Genomic DNA, 26,294 nt, shown 5'->3' with positions numbered 1-26,294 from the left:
CATTAAATATGTGAAGCAATGTTGCATTAGCATCGTGGTTATCGGACAAATCTTTAATGAATGCTACATTATTACGGTTAAGCAGCTTGAACATTTTGCTTAGGTAATAATTTATCTTGTTATAAATTTTCTATTTCTCCCAATCCTTTTTTGAAGAAAAATAACTTTTTTGTAGATTTAATTGTTGATTGTTATAAATAGCTGCTTAAAAAGTGCAATAAGTTATAAGAACTTCTTTTCAATCATTAACGTGGGGTTACTTTACATTAAATTTACAATTAATTACGCTAAATTGGTTAGTAATGTAGCGGTTTTATGCTATATTTGCATCCTGAAATTTTTATATTTGTTCGTTTTTTAAACGATAGTTGTTTCTTCACCAACCAAAATTAGGTATAACTTATGAATAAAATATTCCGTATTATTTGGAACCACGCTCAACAAAATTGGGTCGTTACATCAGAATTAGCTTCTCGACAAGGTAAATCAAGCACCCTTGTTGATTCTTCTGCGCAGCCTCAACGTGCGGTGAAAAATTTCTTCTTTAATTTAATCTCTTTAAGTCTATTAATGAGTTTCCCTTTAGCTGCAAATGCTTATGTAGCGATTGGGGGAACGGCAGAGAATAGCGGTATTGCTCAAGAAAATGCCGGTCCAATTAATACTAATAATGCTGGAAATACAGAAACAAAAGAGCGAATTGCTACTGCAAATGATACTAAAGGAAGTAAAGCGTTAAGCTATTCTAATCCGGGTAACTTAAGCTATGATGATCCAAATAATGCCTTTATTCATCCAACTACAAAACGAAATGTGTATTCAGGATATTTGCCTGTTGCCACGGGTATTGCTATTGGTGCAGGTGCTGATGCCACTAATGGTGATGCTTCATCGGGTATTGCTATTGGTGATTATTCTAAAGCAAGTGGAACATTAAGCTTTGCTTTAGGGGCTTATTCTATTGGATCTGAAACAGGGGCTACAGCAATTGGTACAGCTTCTCGTGCTTCTGGTTTTAACTCCCTTGCAATGATGCGTCAATCTGCCGCAACGAATGATTATGCAATGGCGATTGGTAATGTATCTTGGGCTTCTGGTAAGGGTAGTCTTGCTATGGGGCAATCTTCCCAAGCTGCTGGGGATCGTGCGATTGCGATTGGTAGTGCTGATGTTACAGTAACTGATAGTGGTGGAAAAAAAGTAACTAACTATGATGCTAACACCAACACCCAAGCCCTAGGCGACCGTTCTATTGCCTTTGGGGCAAGTGCGCGTACGGCAGAAAGTGCAGAAGATTCTGTTGCGTTAGGCTCGAAAACCAAAGCACAATCTCGTGCCGATGTAGCAATGGGTTTAGGTGCCATTGCAGATGGCACAACGAGCACGAATTCTGGTGCAATTAATAATACAACAGTTACAAGTGAAAAAGCTGCGGCAGCAGTAGCATTAGGTGCTGGTGCAAATGCCACAGGCCGCAATGCTGTGGCGATTGGGGCGGGTGCTCAAGCGGATACAACAGGCTTACCAAGCAACCTTGCAACACAAAAACGCGCTGATAATGTTGCCATTGGTGCGGCAGCACAAGCTGCTTATAACGCCGTAGCAAGTGGTTTTAAATCGAAAGCAACGGGGACAGGCTCTGTTGCCATTGGTTCAGGGGCAGAAGCGAAAGCACAGAATATGATTGCCATTGGTATCAACGCAGGTAAAGGTGGGGCGACGGATGAGAGCAAAAAGAACACCCACGGAATTGCCATTGGTAACGGTGCAGGTCAAAATGTAATTTCAGGCACAGAAAACGTGGCGATTGGTCGATGGGCAGGGATGAATGTTGAGGGCAACACAAACTATGCCATTGGTGTCAGCGCGGGGAATAATGTTAAAGGTGCTGATAACTTTGCTGCCATTATCAACGCAGGGCAAAATGTTGAAGGAAGCCAAAATATCGCATTAGGCTATTATTCAGGGCAATATATCAAAGGTAGCTCCAATATCGCCATTGGTAAAAATGCGGGTAAATATACCGAAGCGGAAAAATTAACGTCGAATAATAACATCGCCATTGGTACAGACACCAAAGCCAACCCAGGGGCAAACGGCAATGCAGCAACCGCTATTGGTGCTAACGCAAATGCCTTGGCAAATGCCGCGACTGCATTAGGGGTTTCTGCACAAGCATTAGGTGTGGCATCTGTGGCAATTGGTGAAGCTGCTTTAGCTTCTGCGGGAGCGCCTATTACTGAGGGTTCACCTATTACCACAGGGGCAACCACTGCCGTAGGGCGTCAATCTCAAGCAACCGCTGGTTCGGCTTCCGCCTTTGGTTCCAATGCCAATGCGAGTGGTGAAGGAGCAACCGCATTAGGGAATGCATCTTCTGCTTCGGGTAAATATGCAGTAGCAAGTGGCGTACAGTCAAATGCCTCAGGCATTCAATCAACCGCAATTGGGCGTGCAGCACAAGCAACCGCAAATGACACAATCGCCATTGGTTCAAGCGCTAAAGGTTCAGCTGAAAATGCCATTGCCTTGGGGATTAACGCACAAGCTTTAGCCTCAAATGCCATTTCTATTGGTAACGGCAACGTAGTTACGGGGAAAAACTCTGGCGCGATTGGGGATCCAACAACCATTACAGGCGCAGGCACCTATTCTCTCGGTAATGACAACGGCACGATCGCATCAAGTGATTCTGGCGTGTTTGGTAATAACAATAACCTTGATGCTGCTGGAGATAATAACCGTGTCATTGGCAATTATAATACGCTACAAAATAAAGCAAGTGGCGATATGGTAATGGGGGCGCGTAATACGATTTCCGGTGCGACTGATAGCGAAATTATTGGTAATTCAAATACCGTTCAAGGCAAACAAGTGGGGGTGTTTGGCGATAGCAACACCCTAACTGAAAATGCAACACAAAGCCGTGTGTTAGGGAATAACAACTATGTCAATGGCTCTACGGCAATGGTGTTAGCAAATAATGCTAATGTAAATAAAGCGTCAGGTGCGAAAAGCACAGGTTCTATTGCTATCGGTAATAATGTAACAACGGAATTTGATAACTCAACAGCAATTGGTACAAATGCCAGTGCGGTAAATTCGGCTTCGACAGCAATTGGGGTTTCTGCACAAGCAAGTAGCATTAATGCCCTTGCGATCGGTTCTTCATCAAATGCACAAGCGACGCAATCTGTTGCGGTCGGTACCAGCGCACACGCCTATTCATCTAACTCTTTAGCCTTAGGGACTTCATCATCCGCAAATGGTGCAAGTGCCATTGCTATTGGTAATTCTGCGGCAACTGCGAAACAAAATTCAATGGCGGTGGGCGTGCAAGCGAATGCGAATGGAAATGGCGCAGCAGCATTTGGTAAACAAGCGAATGCAACAGGGGATAACACCGTTGCAGTGGGAACATCCGCTATTGCTTCAACAGGTGGTTCTACGGCGTTAGGTCCACTAGCAAATGCGTTTGGTGATGTGTCTTTAGCTGTTGGTAATAGCTCAAAAGCGGAAGGCGGAAATTCAATGGCTGTAGGGCAGAATAGCCAAGCGGTTGGCGCTTCAAGTATGGCAGTGGGTCAGGAAGCCGTAGCCAAAGGAAATAATGCGCTGGCATTAGGTTATCAAGCTAAAGCAGAGAAAGGTGATTCCCTTGCAATGGGTTATGGAGCTCAAGCAACTCTTGCAGGTTCTGTGGCATTAGGGGCAGGCAGTGTAACCGGATCAGCGGTTAAAACCTCAAGTGCAACGGTCAATGGCATTACTTACTCTGGTTTTGCGGGTGATAAAATCGGAAGCAGCCGTGTTTTATCTGTGGGGACAACGACAGGGGAAAACCAACAACGCCAAATTCAAAATGTCGCTGCAGGGCGTATTACTGCCACTTCAACCGATGCGATTAATGGTTCGCAACTTTATATGGTGGCAAACACCCTTGGTAATGTCGCAACTACAATGAAAAATATTTTAGGTGGAGATGCGACGCTTGATCCAGCTACGGGCAATATTACGATGAGCAATATTGGAGGAACGGGTAAAAACACTATTGATGAAGCAATTAAAGCCGCGAAAACAGAAGTTAAAGCGGGAACAAATGTTGCGAATGTTGCCACTTCAACTGATACAACAGATGGGCATACCATTTACACCGTAAATGCAGACGGCACAACCGTTTCTGCTGGCAATAGTGAATACGTTTCTGTCAGTGCGGGGCAAAAAAATGATCAAAATGTAACGGATTATGCCGTTGATCTTTCCACCAAAGCGAAAGAAAGCTTAGGCAAAGCAGATACTGCATTGCAATCTTGGAAAGCCCAAATTGTAAATGGTGATAATACAACAGAAATTAAAACAGTTAATCAATCTGACAGCACTTTCTCTTTTGAGGCTGGCGACAACATCACCCTTGCAAATGATAGCGGTAAATTGAAAATCTCAGCACCTGCGAATGGTAGCGTTACAAACGGCGATACAGGTCTAGTGAATGGTGGCACAGTCTATAACGCTATTGAAGCAGCGAAAACACGTTATTACAGCGTGAACGACAATGGTAAACAAGGCGCAAACTACAATAACGATGGTGCAACAGGTATAAACGCCTTAGCAGCCGGTGTGGGTGCTAAAGCAGCGGGTGAAAATGTGGTTTCGATTGGTTTCTCTGCGGGAAGTTCAGATGCCAATGCAAACAACTCGGTTTATATCGGTGATAGTGCAGGCGATCGTTCTACAACCAATGCAACTCGCCCAGAAAATGTCTATATCGGTCGCGATGCAGGTAAAGCGACTGCTGGTGGCTGGAATACGGCGATTGGTACACAGAATGCAGGTGCTGGTATCAAAGGCGATCTCAATGTTGCCCTTGGTCACGCCACTTTATATAAGGTAACAGGTGATGAAAACACTGGCTTAGGTGCGTATGCGGGGCAAAACAGCACGGGTAACTATAACACTAGCGTAGGTTCACAGGCAGGACGTTATATCCAAGGAAGCAACAATACTTCTGTAGGTTATAACGCTGGTGCGAATACAGTAGGCAGCAACAATGTGGCATTGGGTAACGAAGCTGGTCAAGCAGTTACAATGAACGATACTGTAAGCATTGGTAACGCTGCAAAAGCAAACGCTCAAAATGGCGATGTAGCATTAGGGGCGAATGCAGTAACTGCAACTGTGGTAGGAACGGATTCAGCGGATATTAACGGCTTAGTTTATGGTGGATTTGCAGGCAATGATCCAAAATCAACGGTGAGTGTCGGGAAAAAAGGTGCTGAACGTACCATTACTAATGTGGCGGCTGGTCGTATAAGCAAAACCTCAACCGATGCCATTAATGGTTCACAACTTTATGCGGTGGCTGATACCTTAGGCAATGTCGCAAATAGCGTGGTGAGCAATTTAGGCGGTAATGCAGCTGTTGATGAAGATGGCAACATCACAATGACAAATATCGGTGGCACTGGCAAAGATACCCTTGATGATGCGATTAAAGCGGTGAAAACTGAAGTGGTTCACGGAAAGCAGGCTACTGTTACTTCAAGAGTTGATGATAAAGACGGTCATACTATATACACCGTAAATGCAACCAAAACGACTGTTGCGGGCACAGGTGATGTAGTCATCAGTGGTGATGGCACGGCAGATGCTGATGGTGTGATTGCCTACACGGCAGATTTATCTAAAGACACCAAAGATAACATTCAAAAAGGTGTTGATGCGAAAGATACCATTGATACATTAGGCGTAAACTTTGGTGGTGATACTGGCAAAGTCTTTGCTCGCAAACTGGGTGAACAAGCGAATGTGAAAGGTGGTGCATCGGGTGAGCTAACGGAAGGCAATATTGGTGTGGTTTCCAATGGTACTGATACCTTAACCGTTAAATTAGCGAAAGATATTGATTTAACGAAGGAAGGAACCTTAACAATTGGTGATACTGTTTTAACCAATGACACTATTGCCACTGATAGCGTAATAGCAAATAACGTGAATGTTGGCGGCACAACCATATCAGAAGGTAAAGTTGAAGGTTTAGATGATCGCAATGCTGACGATGATGCGGATTATGGTGTAGGTGATAACGCAACACGTGCGGCGACAGAGGGCGCGGTGAAAAATGTTGATGATAAATTCAACAACGCAACCTTTGGCTTAAAAGCTGAAGACAATAATACGGTAACCAACAACTTAAATAATACTGTGGATGTAGTCGGTGCGGATAGCAATATCACAACCAAAGTAGAGGATAGCAAGTTAAAAATTGAACTTGCGAAAACTTTAGACTTAGGTAAAGACGGCAGCGTTACAATGGGTGATACCAAAGTTGATGGTAATGGTTTAACGATCAATAACGGTCCAAGTATTACTAAAGACGGCGGCATTGACGCAGGTAATAAACCGATCACAAACGTAGCAAGTGGTGGTAATGTTGAAACCAACGCCGCGAACATTGGTGATGTGAATAAAGCGGGCTGGAACATTCAAGGTAATGGAACAGCGAACGGCAAAGTGGTAAATAATAATACCGTAAACTTTGTCAATGGCACAGGCACCACAGCAACAGTTACGGGAAGCGATGGTTCTTATTCTGTTAAATATGACGTGAATAAAACGACATTTAATACAGATGATAGCGGAAATGTAAGTGCGGTTGATACTGGTGATAATTTTGCCACAGCGAAAGACGTAGCAGATGCCATCAACAATGCACAGAAAACCGTTGAAGTGGCAGCCGGCACAAACATTGCAAGTGTAGAGAGCGAAACAGAAGGTAAGAAAACAACCTTTACAGTTAATGCGAAAGGCACGACAGTGACTGAAGGTGATGGCTTAACTGTAACGTCAACAGACGCTGGTAATAATGTGACAGACTACAGTGTAGCGTTAAGCGACAAGACCAAAGAAGACATCAAAAAAGGTGTTGATGCGAAAGATACCATTGATACATTAGGCGTAAACTTTGGTGGCGATACTGGCAAAGTCTTTGCTCGTAAACTGGGTGAACAAGCGAATGTGAAAGGTGGAGCATCGGGTGAGCTAACGGAAGGCAACATTGGTGTGGTTTCCAATGGTACTGATACCTTAACCGTTAAATTAGCGAAAGATATTGATTTAACGAAGGAAGGAACCTTAACAATTGGTGATACTGTTTTAACCAATGACACTATTGCCACTGATAGCGTAATAGCAAATAACGTGAATGTTGGCGGCACAACCATATCAGAAGGTAAAGTTGAAGGTTTAGATGATCGCAATGCTGACGATGATGCGGATTATGGCGTAGGTGATAATGCAACGCGTGCGGCGACAGAGGGCGCGGTGAAAAATGTTGATGATAAATTCAACAACGCAACCTTTGGCTTAAAAGCTGAAGACAATAATACGGTAACCAACAACTTAAATAATACCGTAGATGTAGTCGGTGCGGATAGCAATATCACAACCAAAGTAGAGGAGAACAAGTTAAAAATTGAACTTGCGAAAACCTTAGACTTAGGCAAAGACGGCAGCGTTACAATGGGTGATACCAAAGTTGATGGTAATGGTTTAACGATCAATAACGGTCCAAGTATTACTAAAGACGGCGGCATTGACGCAGGTAATAAACCGATCACAAACGTAGCAAGCGGTGGTGATGTTGAAACCAACGCAGCGAACATTGGTGATGTGAATAAAGCGGGTTGGAACATTCAAGGCAATGGAACAGCGAACGGCAAAGTGGTAAATAATAATACCGTAAACTTTGTTAATGGCACTGGCACCACAGCAACAGTCACTGGAAGCAATGGTTCTTATTCTGTTAAATATGATGTGAATAAAACGACATTTAATACAGATGATAGCGGAAATGTAAGTGCGGTTGATACTGGTGATAATTTTGCCACAGCGAAAGACGTAGCAGATGCCATCAACAATGCACAGAAAACCGTTGAAGTGGCAGCCGGCACAAACATTGCAAGCGTAGAGAGCAAAACAGAAGGTAAGAAAACAACCTTTACAGTTAATGCGAAAGGCACGACAGTGAGCGTTTCGGATGAGTTAGCTTTAACGACAGACAGCGAAACGAATAAAGCGAATAACATCACGGACTACAAAGTTGCGTTAAGTGATAAAACCAAAGAAGAGATCAAAAAAGGTGTAGATGCGAAAGACGCAGTAGATACCAAAGGTGTTGGTTTTGCAGGCGATAGTGGCGATGCCTTTAGCCGTAAATTGGGTGAACAAACCAATGTGAAAGGTGGCGTAACTGATGAAACTAAATTAACCGATAATAATATTGGTGTGGTTTCAGACGGTAAAGATACACTGACTGTTAAACTTGCTAAAGACTTAAAAGATCTGAACAGTATTTCAGCGAATACCGTCACTGCTGGTGATACAACGATGACTACTGATGGCATTACTATCAGTAATGGTACAAAAGGTAACCCAGTTAGCTTAACGAAAGATGGCTTAGATAACGGCGGTAACCAAATCACAAACGTAGCAAGCGGTGGTGACGTAGATACCAACGCAGCGAATATTGGTGATATCAAATCAGCAGTGAATAAGGGAGGCTGGAACATTCAAGGCAATGGGACACCGAACGGCAAAGTGGTAAATAATAATACCGTAAACTTTGTTAATGGCACTGGCACTACAGCAACAGTTACGGGAAGCGATGGTTCTTATTCTGTTAAATATGACGTGAATAAAACGACATTTAATACAGATGACAGCGGAAATGTAAGTGCGGTTGATACTGGTGATAATTTTGCCACAGCGAAAGACGTAGCAGATGCCATCAACAATGCACAGAAAACCGTTGAAGTGGCAGCCGGCACAAACATTGCAAGTGTAGAGAGCGAAACAGAAGGTAAGAAAACAACCTTTACAGTTAATGCGAAAGGCACGACAGTGACTGAAGGTGATGGCTTAACTGTAACGCCAACAGACGCTGGTAATAATGTGACAGACTACAGTGTGGCGTTAAGCGACAAGACCAAAGAAGACATCAAAAAAGGTGTAGATGCGAAAGACGCAGTAGATACCAAAGGTGTTGGTTTTGCAGGCGATAGTGGCGATGCCTTTAGCCGTAAATTGGGTGAACAAACCAATGTGAAAGGTGGCGTAACTGATGAAACTAAATTAACCGATAATAATATTGGTGTGGTTTCAGACGGTAAAGATACACTAACTGTTAAACTTGCTAAAGACTTAAAAGATCTGAACAGTGTTTCAGCGAATACTGTCGCTGCTGGTGATACAACGATGACTACTGATGGCATTACCATTAATAACGGTAAAGCAGGTAAGCCAGTTAGCCTAACGAAAGATGGCTTAGATAACGGCGGCAACCAAATCAAAAACGTAGCAAGCGGTGGTGATGTAGATACCAACGCAGCGAATATTGGTGATATCAAATCAGCAGTGAATAAGGGAGGCTGGAACATTCAAGGCAATGGAAAAGCGAACGGCAAAGTGGTAAATGATAATACCGTAAACTTTGTCAATGGCACTGGCACCACAGCAACAGTCACTGGAAGCAATGGTTCTTATTCTGTTAAATATGATGTGAATAAAACGACATTTAATACAGATGATAGCGGAAATGTAAGTGCGGTTGATACTGGTGATAATTTTGCCACAGCGAAAGACGTAGCAGATGCCATCAACAATGCACAGAAAACCGTTGAAGTGGCAGCCGGCACAAACATTGCAAGCGTAGAGAGCAAAACAGAAGGTAAGAAAACAACCTTTACAGTTAATGCGAAAGGCACGACAGTGAGCGTTTCGGATGAGTTAGCTTTAACGACAGACAGCGAAACGAATAAAGCGAATAACATCACGGACTACAAAGTTGCGTTAAGTGATAAAACCAAAGAAGAGATCAAAAAAGGTGTAGATGCGAAAGACGCAGTAGATACCAAAGGTGTTGGTTTTGCAGGCGATAGTGGCGATGCCTTTAGCCGTAAATTGGGTGAACAAACCAATGTGAAAGGTGGCGTAACTGATGAAACTAAATTAACCGATAATAATATTGGTGTGGTTTCAGACGGTAAAGATACACTGACTGTTAAACTTGCTAAAGACTTAAAAGATCTGAACAGTATTTCAGCGAATACCGTCACTGCTGGTGATACAACGATGACTACTGATGGCATTACTATCAGTAATGGTACAAAAGGTAACCCAGTTAGCTTAACGAAAGATGGCTTAGATAACGGCGGTAACCAAATCACAAACGTAGCAAGCGGTGGTGACGTAGATACCAACGCAGCGAATATTGGTGATATCAAATCAGCAGTGAATAAGGGAGGCTGGAACATTCAAGGCAATGGGACACCGAACGGCAAAGTGGTAAATAATAATACCGTAAACTTTGTTAATGGCACTGGCACTACAGCAACAGTTACGGGAAGCGATGGTTCTTATTCTGTTAAATATGACGTGAATAAAACGACATTTAATACAGATGACAGCGGAAATGTAAGTGCGGTTGATACTGGTGATAATTTTGCCACAGCGAAAGACGTAGCAGATGCCATCAACAATGCACAGAAAACCGTTGAAGTGGCAGCCGGCACAAACATTGCAAGTGTAGAGAGCGAAACAGAAGGTAAGAAAACAACCTTTACAGTTAATGCGAAAGGCACGACAGTGACTGAAGGTGATGGCTTAACTGTAACGCCAACAGACGCTGGTAATAATGTGACAGACTACAGTGTGGCGTTAAGCGACAAGACCAAAGAAGACATCAAAAAAGGTGTAGATGCGAAAGACGCAGTAGATACCAAAGGTGTTGGTTTTGCAGGCGATAGTGGCGATGCCTTTAGCCGTAAATTGGGTGAACAAACCAATGTGAAAGGTGGCGTAACTGATGAAACTAAATTAACCGATAATAATATTGGTGTGGTTTCAGACGGTAAAGATACACTAACTGTTAAACTTGCTAAAGACTTAAAAGATCTGAACAGTGTTTCAGCGAATACTGTCGCTGCTGGTGATACAACGATGACTACTGATGGCATTACTATCAGTAATGGTACAAAAGGTAACCCAGTTAGCTTAACGAAAGATGGCTTAGATAACGGCGGCAACCAAATCAAAAACGTAGCAAGCGGTGGTGATGTAGATACTAACGCAGCGAATATTGGTGATTTGAAAAATGCAACCAGCAACCTTGTGAACAAAGGTTTTAATATCGCAGCAGATGATGGAAATAAAGACAATGTGAAATTAGGAGAAACAGTGAAATTCACAGACCCTAATGGAAATATTGTGACTACTGTGGCAGATAATGAAATCAAACTTGCGTTAAATAAAGATTTAACGGTAGGTGATGACAAGGAGCCAGGAACCATTACGGTGAAAGGTGAAAACGATAAAGACGGCGTAAGCCTCAACGGTAAAGACGGTTCAATTGGCTTGAATGGTAAAGACGGTGCAAACGGCACAATTACCGTGAAACAAGGTAAACCAGGCGTTGATGGTAAAGATGGCGAACAGAAACCGCGTTTAGACATCAATGGTGAAGACGTTGCGACCTTAAACGATGGCTTGAAGTTCCAAGGTAATAATGACACAACTGCAGCAATTCAGAAAAAACTGAATGAGACCTTAACCATCAAAGGGGAAAATGCGGGAGATGATGTTTCTGCTACTAATATGTATGTAGAAAACAGCGGTTCTGAGTTAATCATCAAGATGGCAAAAGCGCTAACTGACTTGACGAGTGCAACATTTACAACCCCAGATGGTAATACAACTGTTGTCAATAATAATGGGGTGACGATTACACCAAAAGATGGTCAGAAAAAACCTGTATCTTTAACGGATGCTGGCTTAGATAACGGTGGCAACCAAATCACAAACGTAGCAAGCGGTGGTACTGTTGAAACCAACGCAGCGAATATTGGTGATTTGAAAAATGCAACCAGCAACCTTGTGAACACAGGTTTCAATATCGCAGCAGATAATGGAAATAAAGACAATGTGAAATTAGGAGAAACAGTGAAATTCACCGACCCTAATGGAAATATTGTGACTACTGTGGCAGATAATGAAATCAAACTTGCGTTAAATAAAGATTTAACGGTAGGTGATGACAAGGAGCCAGGAACCATTACGGTGAAAGGTGAAAACGGTAAAGACGGCGTAAGCCTCAACGGTAAAGACGGTTCAATCGGCTTGAATGGTAAAGATGGTGCAAGCGGCACAATTACCGTGAAACAAGGTAAATCGGGCGTTGATGGTAAAGATGGCGAACAGAAACCGCGTTTAGACATCAATGGTGAAGACGTTGCGACCTTAAACGATGGCTTGAAATTTGCTGGGGACAAAGGCGATACCTTGATTAAGAAACTGAATGAAACAGTGACAATCAAAGGTAAAGCTCAGGCAGATGCTGATGTAACAGACAAAAACCTTCGTGTAGATAGCGAAAATGGTGAGCTTGTTATCAAAATGGCAAAAGCCCTGACAGATTTAACCAGTGTTGCAACAGGCGATACCTTGATGGATAACAATGGTGTAACTATCAATAATGGTAAAGCAGGTAAGCCAGTTAGCTTAACGAAAGATGGCTTAGATAACGGCGGTAACAAAATTACTAATGTTGCTGCTGGTACAGACGCAAAAGATGCTGTAAATGTAAGCCAACTAGAGAAAGCACAAAAAGCCGCTACAACAAAAGTGGTTGAAGGTAAAAACATCAAAGTCACTGAAACAAAAAATACTGACGGTAGCAAAACCTATACAGTTGCGACTGCAGATGATCTTGATGTGAATAGCGTAAAAGCTGGTGATACGGTATTGAATAAACAGGGTGTGAAAGTTGGCGATACTGTACTGAATAAAGACGGTGTTAAAGTTGGCGATAAGGTTGCTCTCACCAAAGATGGCTTGAAAGTGGGAGGTGTGAATATCTCAACTGATGGTATCAATGCAGGTAACAAGAAAGTAACAGGTGTTGCCAATGGTGATATTAGTGCAACAAGTCAAGATGCAGTAAACGGTAGTCAACTTTACACTGTTCAACAAGCAGCAAAAGCGGCGAAAACAGAAGTTGAAGCTGGTGATAATATTAAAGTAACTTCAAAAACTGGTGGTAATGGTCAAACTGTTTATACTGTTGCAACTAAGAAAGAGGTAAACTTTGATCAGGTCAATGTTGGCGGTGTGAGCATTAACAAAGATACTGGAATTAACGCAGGTAACAAAAAAGTAACAGGCGTATTAGACGGCAATATTAATGCGGATAGCACTGATGCAGTAAATGGTCGCCAATTGCACAAAACTGACCAAAATGTAGCGGAAAATGCTGCAAATATTGCAAACAACACTGCAACGATCAACAAGGGCTTGAATTTTACGGCTGATGATGGTCAAACACTTAACCGTAAATTAGGTGATACAGTCGCTGTTAATGGTGATGAAAATATTAAAACTTCTGTAACCTCTTCAGGTGTGAAAGTTGCATTAAATAAAAACCTTAAAGTTGATAGTATCACTGCGGGTAACACCGTTGTGAATAACGAAGGGGTAACCATTGGCAGTGGCAATAATGCGGTAAGCTTAACGCAAAATGGCTTGAATAATGGTGGTAATCGAATTACTAATGTGGCACCAGGTACCGCGCCAACAGATGCAGTAAATGTGGCACAGCTTAGCAATGTTGCGAACCATCTTGATAATAAAGTCAATAAAGTTGCTGGCGATATGAAACGTATGGATAAAAAACTCCGTGCAGGTATCGCAGGTGCTGCGGCATTAGGTATGTTGCCTCAACCAACGAGACCGGGTAAATCAATGGTTTCTGTGGGGGGTACAACTTACCGCAACGAGTCAGCAGTGGCGTTAGGTGTTTCTCGTGTATCTGACAATGAGAAATGGGTGATTAAAGTTGGTGCATCGGCAAATACGCGCAATAACTACATTGTGGGTGGTTCTGTCGGCTATCAATGGTAATCATTTGAAAATTGTACCGCACTTTAGTTTTGTTTAATTTATAAAGTGCGGTGAGATTTTTGTTATTTTTAAGCCCTACATATTGTAGGGCTTATTTTTTGTCTGAATTTCCTTGAGAGAGGATTATTCTAAACTAGGATAATTTCCCATAATCCAGTACAATAGCCCCATTTCGTTTACTTAATTTGAATAAAGCTAGCTATGAATACAAAATTTGATGTAAAAACCTTTCAAGGTATGATCCTTGCCCTACAAGCTTATTGGGCAGAGCAAGGTTGTACTATTGTGCAACCTTTTGATATGGAAGTGGGCGCGGGGACTTCTCACCCCATGACTGCATTACGTGCTATCGGGCCTGAGCCAATGGCATTTGCTTATGTACAACCTTCACGCCGTCCGACAGATGGGCGTTATGGCGAAAACCCAAACCGTTTACAGCATTATTACCAATTCCAAGTGGTGATTAAACCTTCCCCTGATAACATTCAGGAGCTTTATCTTGGCTCATTAAAAATGCTTGGTTTTGATCCAACACAACACGATATTCGTTTTGTGGAAGATAACTGGGAAAACCCAACCCTTGGGGCATGGGGCTTAGGCTGGGAAGTATGGCTAAATGGTATGGAAGTAACCCAATTTACCTATTTCCAACAAGTCGGTGGTTTAGAATGTCGCCCAGTTACGGGGGAAGTTACCTACGGTTTAGAGCGTTTAGCGATGTATATTCAAGGCGTGGATAGTGTCTATGACTTGGTGTGGTCAGACGGTCCTTTAGGCAAAACAACTTATGGCGATGTGTTTCATCAAAACGAAGTAGAGCAATCCACTTACAACTTTGAATACGCTGATATTGATTTCTTATTCAACGCCTTTGAGCAATATGAAAAAGAAGCACAAGATCTATTAGCACTGGAAAAACCGTTGCCATTGCCTGCTTACGAACGCATTTTAAAAGCGGCACACAGCTTTAACTTGTTGGACGCTCGCAAAGCCATTTCCGTCACTGAACGCCAACGCTATATTTTACGAATCCGTGCTTTAACTAAAGGTGTTGCTGAAGCGTATTACGCCAGCCGTGAGGCGTTAGGTTTTCCTGGTTGTAAAAAATAATTTTAGAGAATTAAGGAGAGGGAAAATGAAACTTTGGTATTCCACGACGAGTTCATTTGCTCGTAAAGCGGTTGCTACATTGAAATATCATCAACTTGAAGAACAAGTTGAATTATTGAGAATTACTAATTCATTTGATTCTAACTCTCCACATAATCAAGATAATCCGCTAGGGAGAATTCCTGCATTACAAATGGAAAATGGTGAATGGCTATTTGGTAGTTTGTTAATTAGCCAATATTTAGATAGCATAGGTTCACAACCAACATTATTTCCGATAAATGCTAAACGTTGGCAAGTCTTGCAGTTACATTCTTTAGTTGAAGGGATTTTAGAGAATACCACGCCAACCATTGTTGCCGAACGCCGTTTTCGTCCACAAAATGAATGGTGGACAAGCAGACATCAGCAATTAATGGAAAGAAATATTCGTACATTTAAGCAATTAGAACAGAAATTAGCAACATTTGGTGACGAAATTAATATCGGTACATTAAGTGCGGTGTGTTTAATTGATTGGTGGCAATTTCGCATAGATGGCACAGGTTTCAATTTAGTGCAACACTTCCCTAATTTAGTAGAATGGGCGGCAAAAATGAATAAAAAATATATATTTTTACAAACAACAAAACCAACAATATAAGATTTTGTGTTAGGAGTAGCATATGACAAAACCCGTGTTATTTTTCGCCGAAACTTGCCCTGATACCGCCCCTTTTGTGGCACGCTTGCAAGAATTAGGTGTGCAATATGAAGCGGTGGAAATACAATCCTCATTAGGTAACCTCAAACGTTTTCTTGCTTTGCGTGATAACCGTGCAGAGTTTGAAGCAGTGAAAGCGCACGGATCGATTGGCATTCCTGCGTTGTTATTAGATAACGGCGATGTTGTGCTAGAAATTGACAAATTGGCTGACGTTTTGCGAAGTAAGTGATAGCTAAAAGTGCGGTAAGTTTTGCAGGAGTTTTAAATGAAAAAAGAAAACCACATAGCAATCAACGAACAGCAATTAGTGGGTGAAATTAGCCAACTTATTCAAACCAGTAAACAGCGTGTTGCGGTAACAGTCAATGCGGAACTTACCTTACTTTATTGGCATATTGGACAGCGGATTAATCAACATATTCTCAATAATGAACGGGCGGAATATGGCAAGGAAGTGGTTAAGAATTTGTCTAAAAGCCTAACGGAGCAATTTGGCAAAGGTTGGGGACGATCTCATCTTAATTATTGCATCAAATTTGCCGAAACATTTGATGATTTGGAAATTGTCCACGCACTGCGTGGAAAATTAAGCTGGACACATTTCAAAGCATTAATTTATATTGATGAGCCTCTCAAACGCGATTTTTATGCAACGATGGCGGCACAAGAGCGTTGGAGTACAAGAACGCTAGAAGAGCGTATTGGTTCTTTGCTATTTGAACGCACGGCAATATCGAGAAAGCCTGATGAAACCATTAGCCAAGAGTTAACCTTATTGAGAGAAAAAGGCGAATATAATCAGTCGCTTGTGCTGAAAGATCCGTATGTCTTGGATTTTTTAGATCTCAATGATCGTTATTTAGAAAAAGATCTCGAAGATGCGATTTTAAGAGAAGTTGAACAATTTCTTTTAGAATTAGGTGCTGGTTTTACTTTTATCGCACGGCAGAAAAGAATTCAAATTGATAATGATGATTTCTATATTGATTTGTTGTTCTATAATCGTAAATTAAAACGCTTAATTGCCATTGAATTAAAAACCGAAGCGTTTAAACATTCACATAAAAGCCAAATGGAACTTTATTTGGCGTGGCTTGCAAAATATGAACAAGAAGAAGGGGAAAATCCTCCTTTGGGTATTATTTTATGTACTTCTAAAAAGCAAGAACAAGTTGAATTATTAGATTTAAAGCAATCGGATATTCATATCGCTGAATATATGACGGTGTTGCCGAGCAAAGAAATATTAGCACAGCGATTGCATTTAGCGGTAGAAAAAGCAAAATTGCGGTTTAATGACTGATTAAGGAATGATAATGACGTAATTAACCACAAAAAATACGGGTTTATTACAGCAAATCAGTCAAATTATTGAACAGGCACGTCATCAGGTTCGCCAAACGGTAAAGTTAGAAAAACAGCTTGAAAAAGCAAGACAAGAGAGCCTAAAACTTAATTAAATTAAAATGTAATTAGAGAAACAAAATGACAAAAAATTTCCTCGCCGAAATCGGCACAGAAGAGCTACCACCGAAGGCTCTGAAAAAATTAGCGGTGGCATTTAAAGAGAATGTGGAGCAAGAGCTTCATCAAGCAGGTTTAGCTTTTGATGAAGTTCAGTGGTTTGCCACCCCACGCCGTTTAGCGGTGAAAGTGTTGGGATTAGTGGAAGCACAGCCAAGTAAAGAAGTGGAAAAACGTGGGCCGGCAATCTCGGCTGCTTTTGATGCAGAAGGCAAGCCAACCAAAGCCGCAGAAGGCTGGGCGCGTGGTTGTGGTATTAGTGTGGAACAGGCGGATCGTTTGGTAACTGATAAAGGCGAATGGTTAGTCCATCGTGCGGTGATTGAAGGTCAGCCAACTAAAAATCTTCTGCTTGGTATTATCAGCAATGCCCTTGCGAAATTGCCTATTCCAAAAACGATGCGTTGGGGAGATAAAAGTGAGCAATTTGTTCGTCCTGTGCATACTGTAACCCTGTTATTGGGAGATGAGCTGATTGCAGGCGAAATTCTTGGCATTGCCAGTGGTAAAACCATTCGTGGACATCGTTTTTTAGGTGAGCAAGAATTTACCATTGAAAATGCCGATCAGTATCCACAAATTTTAGAACAAAAAGGCAGTGTGATCGCGGATTTTGAACGCCGTAAAGCGATTATTTTGGAAAATTCACAACAAAAAGCCACCGCACTTGGTGGTGTAGCGGATATTGAAGAAAGTTTACTTGACGAAGTTACCGCATTAGTAGAATTTCCAAATGTGCTGACCGCGAAATTTGAAGAACGTTTTCTTGCTGTGCCAGCAGAAGCCTTGGTTTACACAATGAAAGGGGATCAAAAATACTTCCCAATTTACGATAAAAACGGCAAATTATTACCGCACTTTATTTTTGTTTCTAACATTAATCCAGACGATCCAAGTAAGATTATTGAAGGAAATGAAAAAGTAGTACGCCCACGTTTAACTGACGCAGAATTCTTCTTCAAAACCGATTTAAAACAGCGTTTAGAAGATAATCTCCCTCGTTTGAAAACCGTCTTGTTCCAACAGCAGCTCGGGACGTTATTTGATAAAACACAACGTATTGAAAAACTGAGCGGTGAAATTGCGGCACAAATAGGTGCTGATGTAAGCAAAGCAGAGCGTGCAGGCTTACTATCAAAATGTGATTTAATGACCAATATGGTGTTTGAATTTACTGATACACAAGGTGTAATGGGAATGCATTATGCTCGTTATGATGGTGAAGATGAAGAGGTGGCCGTTGCGTTAAATGAGCAATATATGCCACGTTTTGCCGGTGATGAATTACCGCATTCCTTAGTGGCCTGTTCTGTAGCATTAGCGGATAAATTAGACACCTTAACGGGGATTTTTGGCATTGGTCAGCATCCAAAGGGCGATAAAGATCCATTTGCTTTACGCCGTGCGGCATTGGGTGTGTTACGTATCATTGTAGAGAAAAAATTACCTCTTGATTTAACCGATTTAGTGCAAAAATCCACCGCACTTTTCGGCGATAAATTAACCAATGGCAATGTTGTAGAGGATGTTGTGGACTTTATGCTAGGTCGCTTCCGTGCTTGGTATCAAGAAGAAGGCATCGCTGTTGATGTCATTCAAGCAGTACTTGCCCGTCGCCCTACCCGTCCTGCTGATTTTGATGCGCGAGTAAGAGCAGTGGCACATTTCCGTACCCTTGAGGCAGCGGAAGCCTTAGCCGCCGCGAATAAGCGTGTAAGCAATATTTTGGCCAAAGCAGAGGGTGAAATTGGTGAAATCCAGTTAGATCGTTGTGTTGAGCCAGAAGAAAAAGCATTAGCGCAAAGCGTACTCGCGTTACAAAGTGAAGTGCAACCACTTATTGCGGAGGGAGACTACGTGGCGGTGTTAGATAAATTGGCAAATTTACGCCAGCCAGTGGATAACTTCTTTGAGAAAGTGATGGTAAACGCCGAAGATCCGCAACTTCGCCAAAATCGTTTAGCCATTCTGAAAACCTTGCAAGGGTTATTCTTACAAGTAGCAGATATTTCTTTATTGCAATAACTTGTCTTTTTAATGTCGCCCCGCTTTCTAAAGTGCGGGGCTTTTTTTCTAAATTTTTCTAAAAAAATCACCGCACTTTAAATTATCCATAAGCAGGTTATATCCCTATCTTATTGATATTACAGGTAAGAAATAAAAGGAATGTTTTCTGATGAGTGGGCGCTAATGACTTTCCGTAATGGATACTGATTCAGACTTTGGTAAAACTGTTCTAACGCATTATCAAGTAAATGTTTCAGTTGGCATTGGGGCTGTAATCCACATTTTGGTGAGAGGCAATTTACAAGGGGATCATTGCTTTGAAAAGTGCGTAGCATTTCACCGAGAGGAAGATCAAGTGTATTTTCTGCTAAGCGAATTCCGCCCCCTTTACCACGACTAGTGATGAGCCATTGTTGTTTCGCCATAAAATGCACAATTTTCACTAAATGATTTTGTGAGAGTTGAAGGGCATTAGCAAGGCTTGCGATTGTGTGGCTTTGTGCTTGCTGACGAGCAAGGTAAATTAACACACGGAAACCATAATCAGTAAATTTATTAATTTGCATTTCAACTCCTTAGGTGGATTATTGTAGTCTATTTCACCACTTCTCGCTAGATTATCGCGTATTCATAAATAATCGCTTGCCAGCCTAACATTAAAAATGTATTTTAAATACATTTTTAATAAACGAAAAAGGAATGTTTATGTCATTAACAGCAAATCAAATTGAATTAGTGAAAGCGACTGTGCCAGTGCTACGTGAAAATGGTGTTGCACTGACTTCTTATTTTTACAACAGAATGCTGACCAATCACCCAGAATTAAAACAAGTATTTAATCTTGGTCATCAACGTAGTGGCGCACAAGCCCGTTCTTTAGCTAATGCGGTATTAGCTTATGCAGAAAATATTGAAAATCCCGCTGTGTTATTGCCTGCCGTTGAATTAATGGCACATAAACACGTGAGTTTGGATATTCAAGCACCTGACTATGCTATTGTAGGTAACAACTTACTTCATTCTATTAGTGAAGTGTTGCAAATTTCAATGGACGATCCATTAATTGAAGCTTGGACTGCGGCTTATAACCAATTAGCAGATATTCTGATTAGCACAGAAAAAGCCATTTATGATGAACATCAACAAACAAAAGGAAGTTGGCTAGGTTGGCGTAAATTTAAAATTGCGAAAAAAGTGGCAGAAAGCAGTGAAATTACGTCTTTTTATTTACAGCCTGTCGATGGAGACGCATTGCCAACTTATAAAGCCGGGCAATATATTTCAGTGCGTGTTTTTGTCGAAGAATTAGGGTTAAAACAACCTCGCCAATATACGCTTTCAGATAATCCAAAAACAGATTATTTACGTATTTCTGTAAAACGTGAAGATCCAAAAGGTGAACTTGCAGGCGGTTGGGTTTCAAACACCTTGCATCAGTTAAAAGAAGGCGATGAGATTGAAGCCACCGCGCCAACAGGTAATTTCTTCTTGGTTGATAGCCATAAGCCGAATGTATTTATTAGTGGTGGTGTTGGCTTAACCCCTATGATTGCAATGCTTAACCAGCTTGTAGAACAAAATGTACCTGAAAAAGTAAGCTTTATCCACGCCTGTCGTAATGCTGATGTGCATGCTATGAAAAATCATATTGATAGTGTAAAAGCACAGTATCCAAATGTCAGTACGTTTACTGTCTATGAAGTGGAAGACGAACAAGCTGATGCAACAGGTCGTCTAAATTTAAGCCAAATTCCAACCGCACTTTTACCTAAAGAGGCGGATTACTATTTATGCGGACCAATGGCATTTATGCAAGCACAGTACAATGCTTTAGTCGAGTTAGGCGTGCCAGTAGCGCAAATTCATTTTGAGGCATTTAATACGGGCGGTGTCAAGTTAGACTAATATTTAGCGTTAATACAGAAATAGGGCTGGATAGGAATATCTAGCCTTATTTTTTATAGCTGATTTATCTGGTTATAAAAAATGGTATGTTATTTATCTATTGTATGGGACGAAAGAGCCTAAGCTGTGGGAAAATGCTATTAATAACTAAAATTCAACATATAGGAAAGTAAGCTATGATAAGCAAATTGAATGATGATAAAAATCGACCATACAATAAATCGAACTATAAATAGTATATAGTTTTTAAACAAAAACGATTTGTAGCCTTGTAGGCAAAGGTGAGTGAATAAGGATAAGCTGAGAGACATTATTCACTTGTCTCTGTTGAGGACATAAAAATTTAGAGATAAAGTCTAAAGATCCGCACGTTTTACGTGCGGATGTGATTATCAAGGTTTATTGCTTACGCCACGTTGTGCCATTTGCACCGTCTTCTAATACAATGCCCATTGCATTGAGTTGATCGCGGGCTTCATCAGCGGCAGCCCAGTTTTTAGTTGCTCGGGCTTCGTTGCGTTGTTTAATTAAGGCTTCGATTTTGGCGACTTCGTCATCGTCAGCGCCAGCTTGTAAGAAACGTTCAGGGGCTTGCTGTAATAAGCCTAAAATATCACCTAACTCACGCAAGCGGGCGGCAAGTTGAGAGGCTTTGATTTTATCTTCCCCTTTCAATTTATTGATTTCACGCGCCATTTCAAAGAGTACAGAGAGGGCATTTGGTGTGTTGAAATCATCATCCATCGCTTCTTTAAATTGTGCGACAAATGCTTCGCCACCTTGCGGGGCAACATTCGGATCGGTATCACGTAATGCCGTGTATAAACGCTCTAATGCGCCTTGTGCAAGGTTAAGATTTTCTTCACTGTAATTGAGCTGGCTACGATAATGGGCAGTGAGTAAGAAATAACGTACCACTTCGCCGTGATAATGATTTAATACATCGCGAATGGTGAAGAAGTTGCCAAGGGATTTCGACATTTTTTCTTTATCCACCATAATCATTCCTGAGTGAATCCAGTAATTGACGTATTCGCCATCGTGCGCACAGCAAGATTGCGCAATTTCATTTTCGTGGTGTGGGAACATTAAATCTGAGCCACCACCGTGAATATCAAAATGATCCCCAAGTTGTTTACTATTCATTGCTGAGCATTCAATATGCCAACCCGGGCGACCTTTTCCCCACGGAGAATCCCAACTTGGTTCATTGGGTTTAGACATTTTCCATAACACAAAATCCATTGGGTTTTTCTTGATTTCAGAAATTTCAATTCTTGCCCCGGCTTGTAATTGAGTGAGATCTTGGCGAGAAAGTTTGCCATACTGTGGGAAACTTTCTATATCGAACATCACATCGCCATTTTCTGCCACATAAGCGTGACCACGTTGAATTAATTTTTCAACAATATCAATAATTTCAGGAATATGATGGGTGGCTCTTGGTTCAATATTTGGGCGTAAAATGTTGAGCGCATCAAAATCACGATACATTTCAGCGACCATTCGATCCACTAATTGCTCACAGGTTTCTTTATTTTCTAATGCGCGTTTAATGATCTTGTCATCCACATCGGTAATGTTGCGTACATAAGTGAGATCGTAACCCAAATAGCGTAAATAACGCGCAATCACATCAAAACAAACAAAAGTGCGTCCGTGTCCGATATGGCATAAATCATAAACGGTAACACCGCACACATACATCCCCACTTTATTGGCTTCAATGGGAGTAAAAATTTCTTTCTCTCGGCTTAATGTATTGAAAATTTTTAGCATTTGTTTGTTTCTCTTGAAATGATGAATTAGACAAAATAAATGAGCTGGAATTATACCGCACTTTTATGAAATAATAACCGCCTTTATCAGTTAGAGGAATATAACGATGACAATGGTTACTTTACACACCAATTTGGGTGATATCAAACTTACTTTAAATAGCGAAAAAGCGCCACTTACCAGCGAAAATTTTTTAACCTATTGTAAAAATGGGTTTTATGATAACACAATTTTCCACCGTGTTATTAATGGCTTTATGATCCAAGGTGGTGGAATGGAAGCGGGAATGAAGGAAAAAAATACCAATGCGCCTATCAAAAACGAAGCCAATAACGGTTTAAGCAATAAACGTGGGACTATCGCAATGGCTCGCACCTCTGATCCGCATTCTGCAACAGCACAGTTTTTTATTAATGTAGCAGATAATACGTTCTTGGATTACCGTTCTAAACAAATGTTTGGTAAAGAAGTGGTACAAGATTGGGGCTATGCCGTATTTGGTGAAGTCGTGGACGGTATGGATGTCGTAGATAAAATCAAAGGTGTAAAAACCGGCAATAAAGGCTTCCACCAAGATGTTCCTGTGGACGATATTGTCATTCAGTCTGTTACAGTTGAATAAGATTGACGAAATAAAAGGAGGCTTGCCTCCTTTTAAAATAACTAAAATTTTTACCGCACTTGATTTTTACTATCTTCTCTAAGGAAGCGTACGATGCAAAATGAAAAATGGTTGCAATGGATAATCGAATTGCAAGGATTAGCACAAGCTGGCTTATTTTATTCTGAAAACAAATTTGATTTAGAACGCTTTCAACGGATTAGAGAAATTAGCGCTGAAATGTTGCAAGCCCAATCTAATTTACCTTTAGCGCGTGTTACCCAGTTATTTTGCAATGAAAATGGTTATCAAACGCCAAAAATTGATACTAGAGCGGCAATTTTTCAAGATAACCAAATTCTATTGGTACAAGAAGAAAATGGCTTGTGGGCGCTCCCCGGCGGTTGGTGTGATGTGGTTGCCACCGTCAAAGAAAATGTGTTGAAAGAAGTAAAGGAAGAAGCAGGGCTAGATGCCATAGCCGAGTTTGTTATTGCCTTGCAAGATCATACTAAAAATAACCCTCCTGCGTTGGCGCATAATGTATGTAAAGTGTTCATTTATTGCCGTGCTATAGGGGGAGAATTTAAACCAAATAGCGAAACCTTAGCCAGTGGTTATTTTTCCTTACAGAATTTGCCACCTTTGGCAACGGGCAAAACAACAGAAGCACAAATAAAAATGTGCTTTGAAGCACATTACGCCAAACATTGGCAGACCATTTTTGATTAACAGGAATTCTCGTGCCATTTTTTGATACTCACACTCATCTTGATTATTTATTGGCTAGCACTCAACAGCCTTTGGCGGAACTGATTGAAGAAAGCCAACAAGCTGGCGTTGAGAAAATGTTAGTGGTGGCAGTGCAAGCAGAAGATTTTAATAATATTGAAAAACTCACCGCACTTTATCCTAAACAGCTTTATTATGGCTTGGGTTTACATCCATTATATATTGCTCGGCATCGCTTAGCAGATTTAGACCTATTGGCACAGCGGCTTGCTCAGCGTTCTAACAATCTGACTGCGGTAGCTGAAATTGGCTTAGAAAAAGGCGTGCCTGAGCTATTAACGCCTGCATTATGGCAAAAACAATGCGAATTTTTAGAAGCTCAACTTCATTTAGCGAAAGACAATCAATTACCAGTGAATTTACATTCACGCAAATCTCACGAGGATCTTTATCGTTTTTTAAAAAACGCCCAACTTAGCATTACGGGCGTGGTACACGGTTTCTCAGGCAGTTATGAACAAGCCAAACACTTTGTCGATTTAGGCTATAAAATTGGTGTAGGCGGTGTGATTACCTATGCGCGTGCGAACAAAACTCGTGAAACCATTAAACGTCTGCCTTTAGATAGCTTATTGCTTGAAACCGACAGCCCGGATATGCCCGTATTTGGTTTTCAAGGTCAGCCTAATCGCCCAATGCGCATACGAGAAACCTTCAATGCATTATGTGAATTAAGATCAGAACGTCCCGAAGACATTGCCGAGCGAATTTGGCAAACTAGTTGTGAGATGTTTGGATAATTTTCTAGCGTTAATTTGCTTGGTAATTAATAACTGATTTTGTTCGTTGAGAAACTACTTTATTTTGTGTACCGAAAAGAAAATAAGCAAGGAAAAGGGAACTCTGAAAACCGCTTTTTCTTCATTTCGATAAAATTTTCTTGGCAAAACGTTTGGATTGGGGAATTTTGAAGTGCGGTGCTTTTTTATATTAAAATTTCCTATATGAAACTGTTTATTTCACCCTATCTGTCATTTTGTCCACTAAAAACTTAATCACCGCTGCCACGCGTTTTATTTTCTGACTGGCTTGTGGGTAATAGAGATATACAGGCGGGTAGTTTCTCCAGTAACTTTGTAATATAGGAATAAAGTTGTTTTTATCGGGTAATTGTTGATAAATTGGAGTGAATAAGCGGCCAATACCCAAACCTGCACGCATACCATCGGCAATAGCGTCTATGTCGTTACAGATAACTGATATAGGCATTTCCACGCTCACACTTTCGCCATTCTGTTCCAAAATCAGCGGTAAGATTTGTCCAGTGGTGATGAAGCGGTATCCAATCAAACGGTGCTGATGCAAATTATTTCTTTGTGGTTCGCCGTATTTTTTCAGGTAGTCTTTGGAAACATATAATCCTTCTTGAAAGGACGGTAATAATTGCCGTGCCACCATATTTTCCTCAATTTTATCACTAAAGCGGATCCCAAAATCATAGCCTGCTTGCACCAAATCTACGGTACCGTCATAGATGGAAATATCTAAACAAATATGTGGATAAAGTTGGTTAAATTCGGCTAAATAAGGCTGAATAATCAGGCGGTAAGCAAAACGAGAAAGGGTAATTTTCACCACTCCAGTAGGTTCGTGTTCTTCGCTGATAAGGGTGTTAAAGTTGTGTTCTAGCTGTGTTATTAATGAACCTGTTTGGCTAAGTAATCGTTGTCCTGCATCTGTTAGTATCACACGGCGAGTATTCCGCCAAAACAGCGGCATATCCATTTTTTGTTCAAGGAGTTTCAAGGCTTGACTAGCAGAAGGGGTCGTTATTCCTAATATACGCGCTGCTGCGCTGATGCTACCAGCACGAGCGATAGCGTGGAAAATACGTAATTGTTGGTAGGTTGAGCTATCCATTATTAGTTTTTACCTAATTCTGTTTTATTTATTATTAGTCTAGTTTAACCAATGAGGTAA

The 26,294-nt window shown here is 41.2% G+C and carries 13 protein-coding genes; 10 read left to right on the top strand and 3 right to left on the bottom strand.

Translation table 11 applies throughout. From position 1 onward, the window contains the following. The first annotated feature begins 402 nt into the window (after nt 1-402). The 6 genes from L4F92_RS09865 (at nt 403) to glyS (ending at nt 19,315) form a co-directional block, all read left to right on the top strand. On the top strand, nt 403-13,950 hold the full coding sequence (locus L4F92_RS09865) for a YadA-like family protein (protein ID WP_250363591.1): 13,548 nt from the start codon (nt 403-405) through the stop codon (nt 13,948-13,950). Nucleotides 13,951-14,151: 201 nt separating this feature from the next. Continuing rightward, entirely contained in the window at nt 14,152-15,060 is a 909-nt protein-coding gene (gene glyQ, locus L4F92_RS09860; protein ID WP_250363590.1) for a glycine--tRNA ligase subunit alpha, read from the top strand. Between the two features lie 25 nt (nt 15,061-15,085). Next, nucleotides 15,086-15,703: a glutathione S-transferase family protein gene (locus tag L4F92_RS09855; RefSeq protein WP_250363589.1), complete on the top strand. Its 618-nt coding sequence runs from the start codon at nt 15,086-15,088 to the stop codon at nt 15,701-15,703. A gap of 22 nt (nt 15,704-15,725) precedes the next feature. Then, nucleotides 15,726-15,995 carry a hypothetical protein gene (locus L4F92_RS09850; protein ID WP_250363588.1) on the top strand — a complete coding sequence of 90 codons (270 nt, stop codon included), beginning with the start codon at nt 15,726-15,728 and terminating at the stop codon, nt 15,993-15,995. A 36-nt stretch (nt 15,996-16,031) separates the two neighbouring features. Beyond that, a complete protein-coding gene (locus L4F92_RS09845; RefSeq protein WP_250363587.1) occupies nt 16,032-17,069 on the top strand; it encodes a PDDEXK nuclease domain-containing protein in 1,038 nt (345 codons plus the stop codon). 182 nt (nt 17,070-17,251) lie between these two features. Next, a complete protein-coding gene (glyS, locus tag L4F92_RS09840) occupies nt 17,252-19,315 on the top strand; it encodes a glycine--tRNA ligase subunit beta (RefSeq protein ID WP_250363586.1) in 2,064 nt (687 codons plus the stop codon). Nucleotides 19,316-19,434: 119 nt separating this feature from the next. Here glyS and L4F92_RS09835 read toward each other — a convergent pair whose 3' ends face one another. After that, the gene (locus L4F92_RS09835; protein WP_250363585.1) at nt 19,435-19,863 is read right to left on the bottom strand and encodes an RrF2 family transcriptional regulator; all 429 of its coding nucleotides are present in this window, start codon (nt 19,861-19,863) and stop codon (nt 19,435-19,437) included. A 139-nt stretch (nt 19,864-20,002) separates the two neighbouring features. Between L4F92_RS09835 and hmpA the strand changes: the two genes are divergently transcribed. Then, nucleotides 20,003-21,202 carry an NO-inducible flavohemoprotein gene (gene hmpA / locus L4F92_RS09830; protein WP_250363584.1) on the top strand — a complete coding sequence of 400 codons (1,200 nt, stop codon included), beginning with the start codon at nt 20,003-20,005 and terminating at the stop codon, nt 21,200-21,202. Nucleotides 21,203-21,601: 399 nt separating this feature from the next. Here the strand turns inward: hmpA and cysS are convergent, their stop codons facing one another. After that, nucleotides 21,602-22,981 (bottom strand): cysteine--tRNA ligase, encoded by a 1,380-nt coding sequence (gene cysS / locus L4F92_RS09825; protein WP_250363583.1) that lies wholly within the window; start codon nt 22,979-22,981, stop codon nt 21,602-21,604. Nucleotides 22,982-23,093: 112 nt separating this feature from the next. Between cysS and L4F92_RS09820 the strand changes: the two genes are divergently transcribed. The 3 genes from L4F92_RS09820 (at nt 23,094) to L4F92_RS09810 (ending at nt 25,114) form a co-directional block, all read left to right on the top strand. Beyond that, nucleotides 23,094-23,603, top strand: a complete 510-nt coding sequence (locus L4F92_RS09820; RefSeq protein ID WP_250351644.1) for a peptidylprolyl isomerase — start codon at nt 23,094-23,096, stop codon at nt 23,601-23,603. A gap of 93 nt (nt 23,604-23,696) precedes the next feature. Further along, a complete protein-coding gene (locus L4F92_RS09815; RefSeq protein WP_250363582.1) occupies nt 23,697-24,314 on the top strand; it encodes an NUDIX hydrolase N-terminal domain-containing protein in 618 nt (205 codons plus the stop codon). A gap of 11 nt (nt 24,315-24,325) precedes the next feature. Continuing rightward, nucleotides 24,326-25,114 carry a TatD family hydrolase gene (locus tag L4F92_RS09810; RefSeq protein ID WP_250363581.1) on the top strand — a complete coding sequence of 263 codons (789 nt, stop codon included), beginning with the start codon at nt 24,326-24,328 and terminating at the stop codon, nt 25,112-25,114. 214 nt (nt 25,115-25,328) lie between these two features. Here the strand turns inward: L4F92_RS09810 and L4F92_RS09805 are convergent, their stop codons facing one another. Next, nucleotides 25,329-26,234, bottom strand: a complete 906-nt coding sequence (locus L4F92_RS09805) for a LysR family transcriptional regulator (protein ID WP_250363580.1) — start codon at nt 26,232-26,234, stop codon at nt 25,329-25,331. Nucleotides 26,235-26,294: the final 60 nt, after the last annotated feature.

Source organism: Avibacterium sp. 21-595, assembly GCF_023611905.1.
Classification (GTDB): Bacteria; Pseudomonadota; Gammaproteobacteria; order Enterobacterales; family Pasteurellaceae; genus Avibacterium.
The sequence above is the reverse complement of the archived record's forward strand: the minus strand, read 5'-3'. Positions and strand labels throughout refer to the sequence as shown.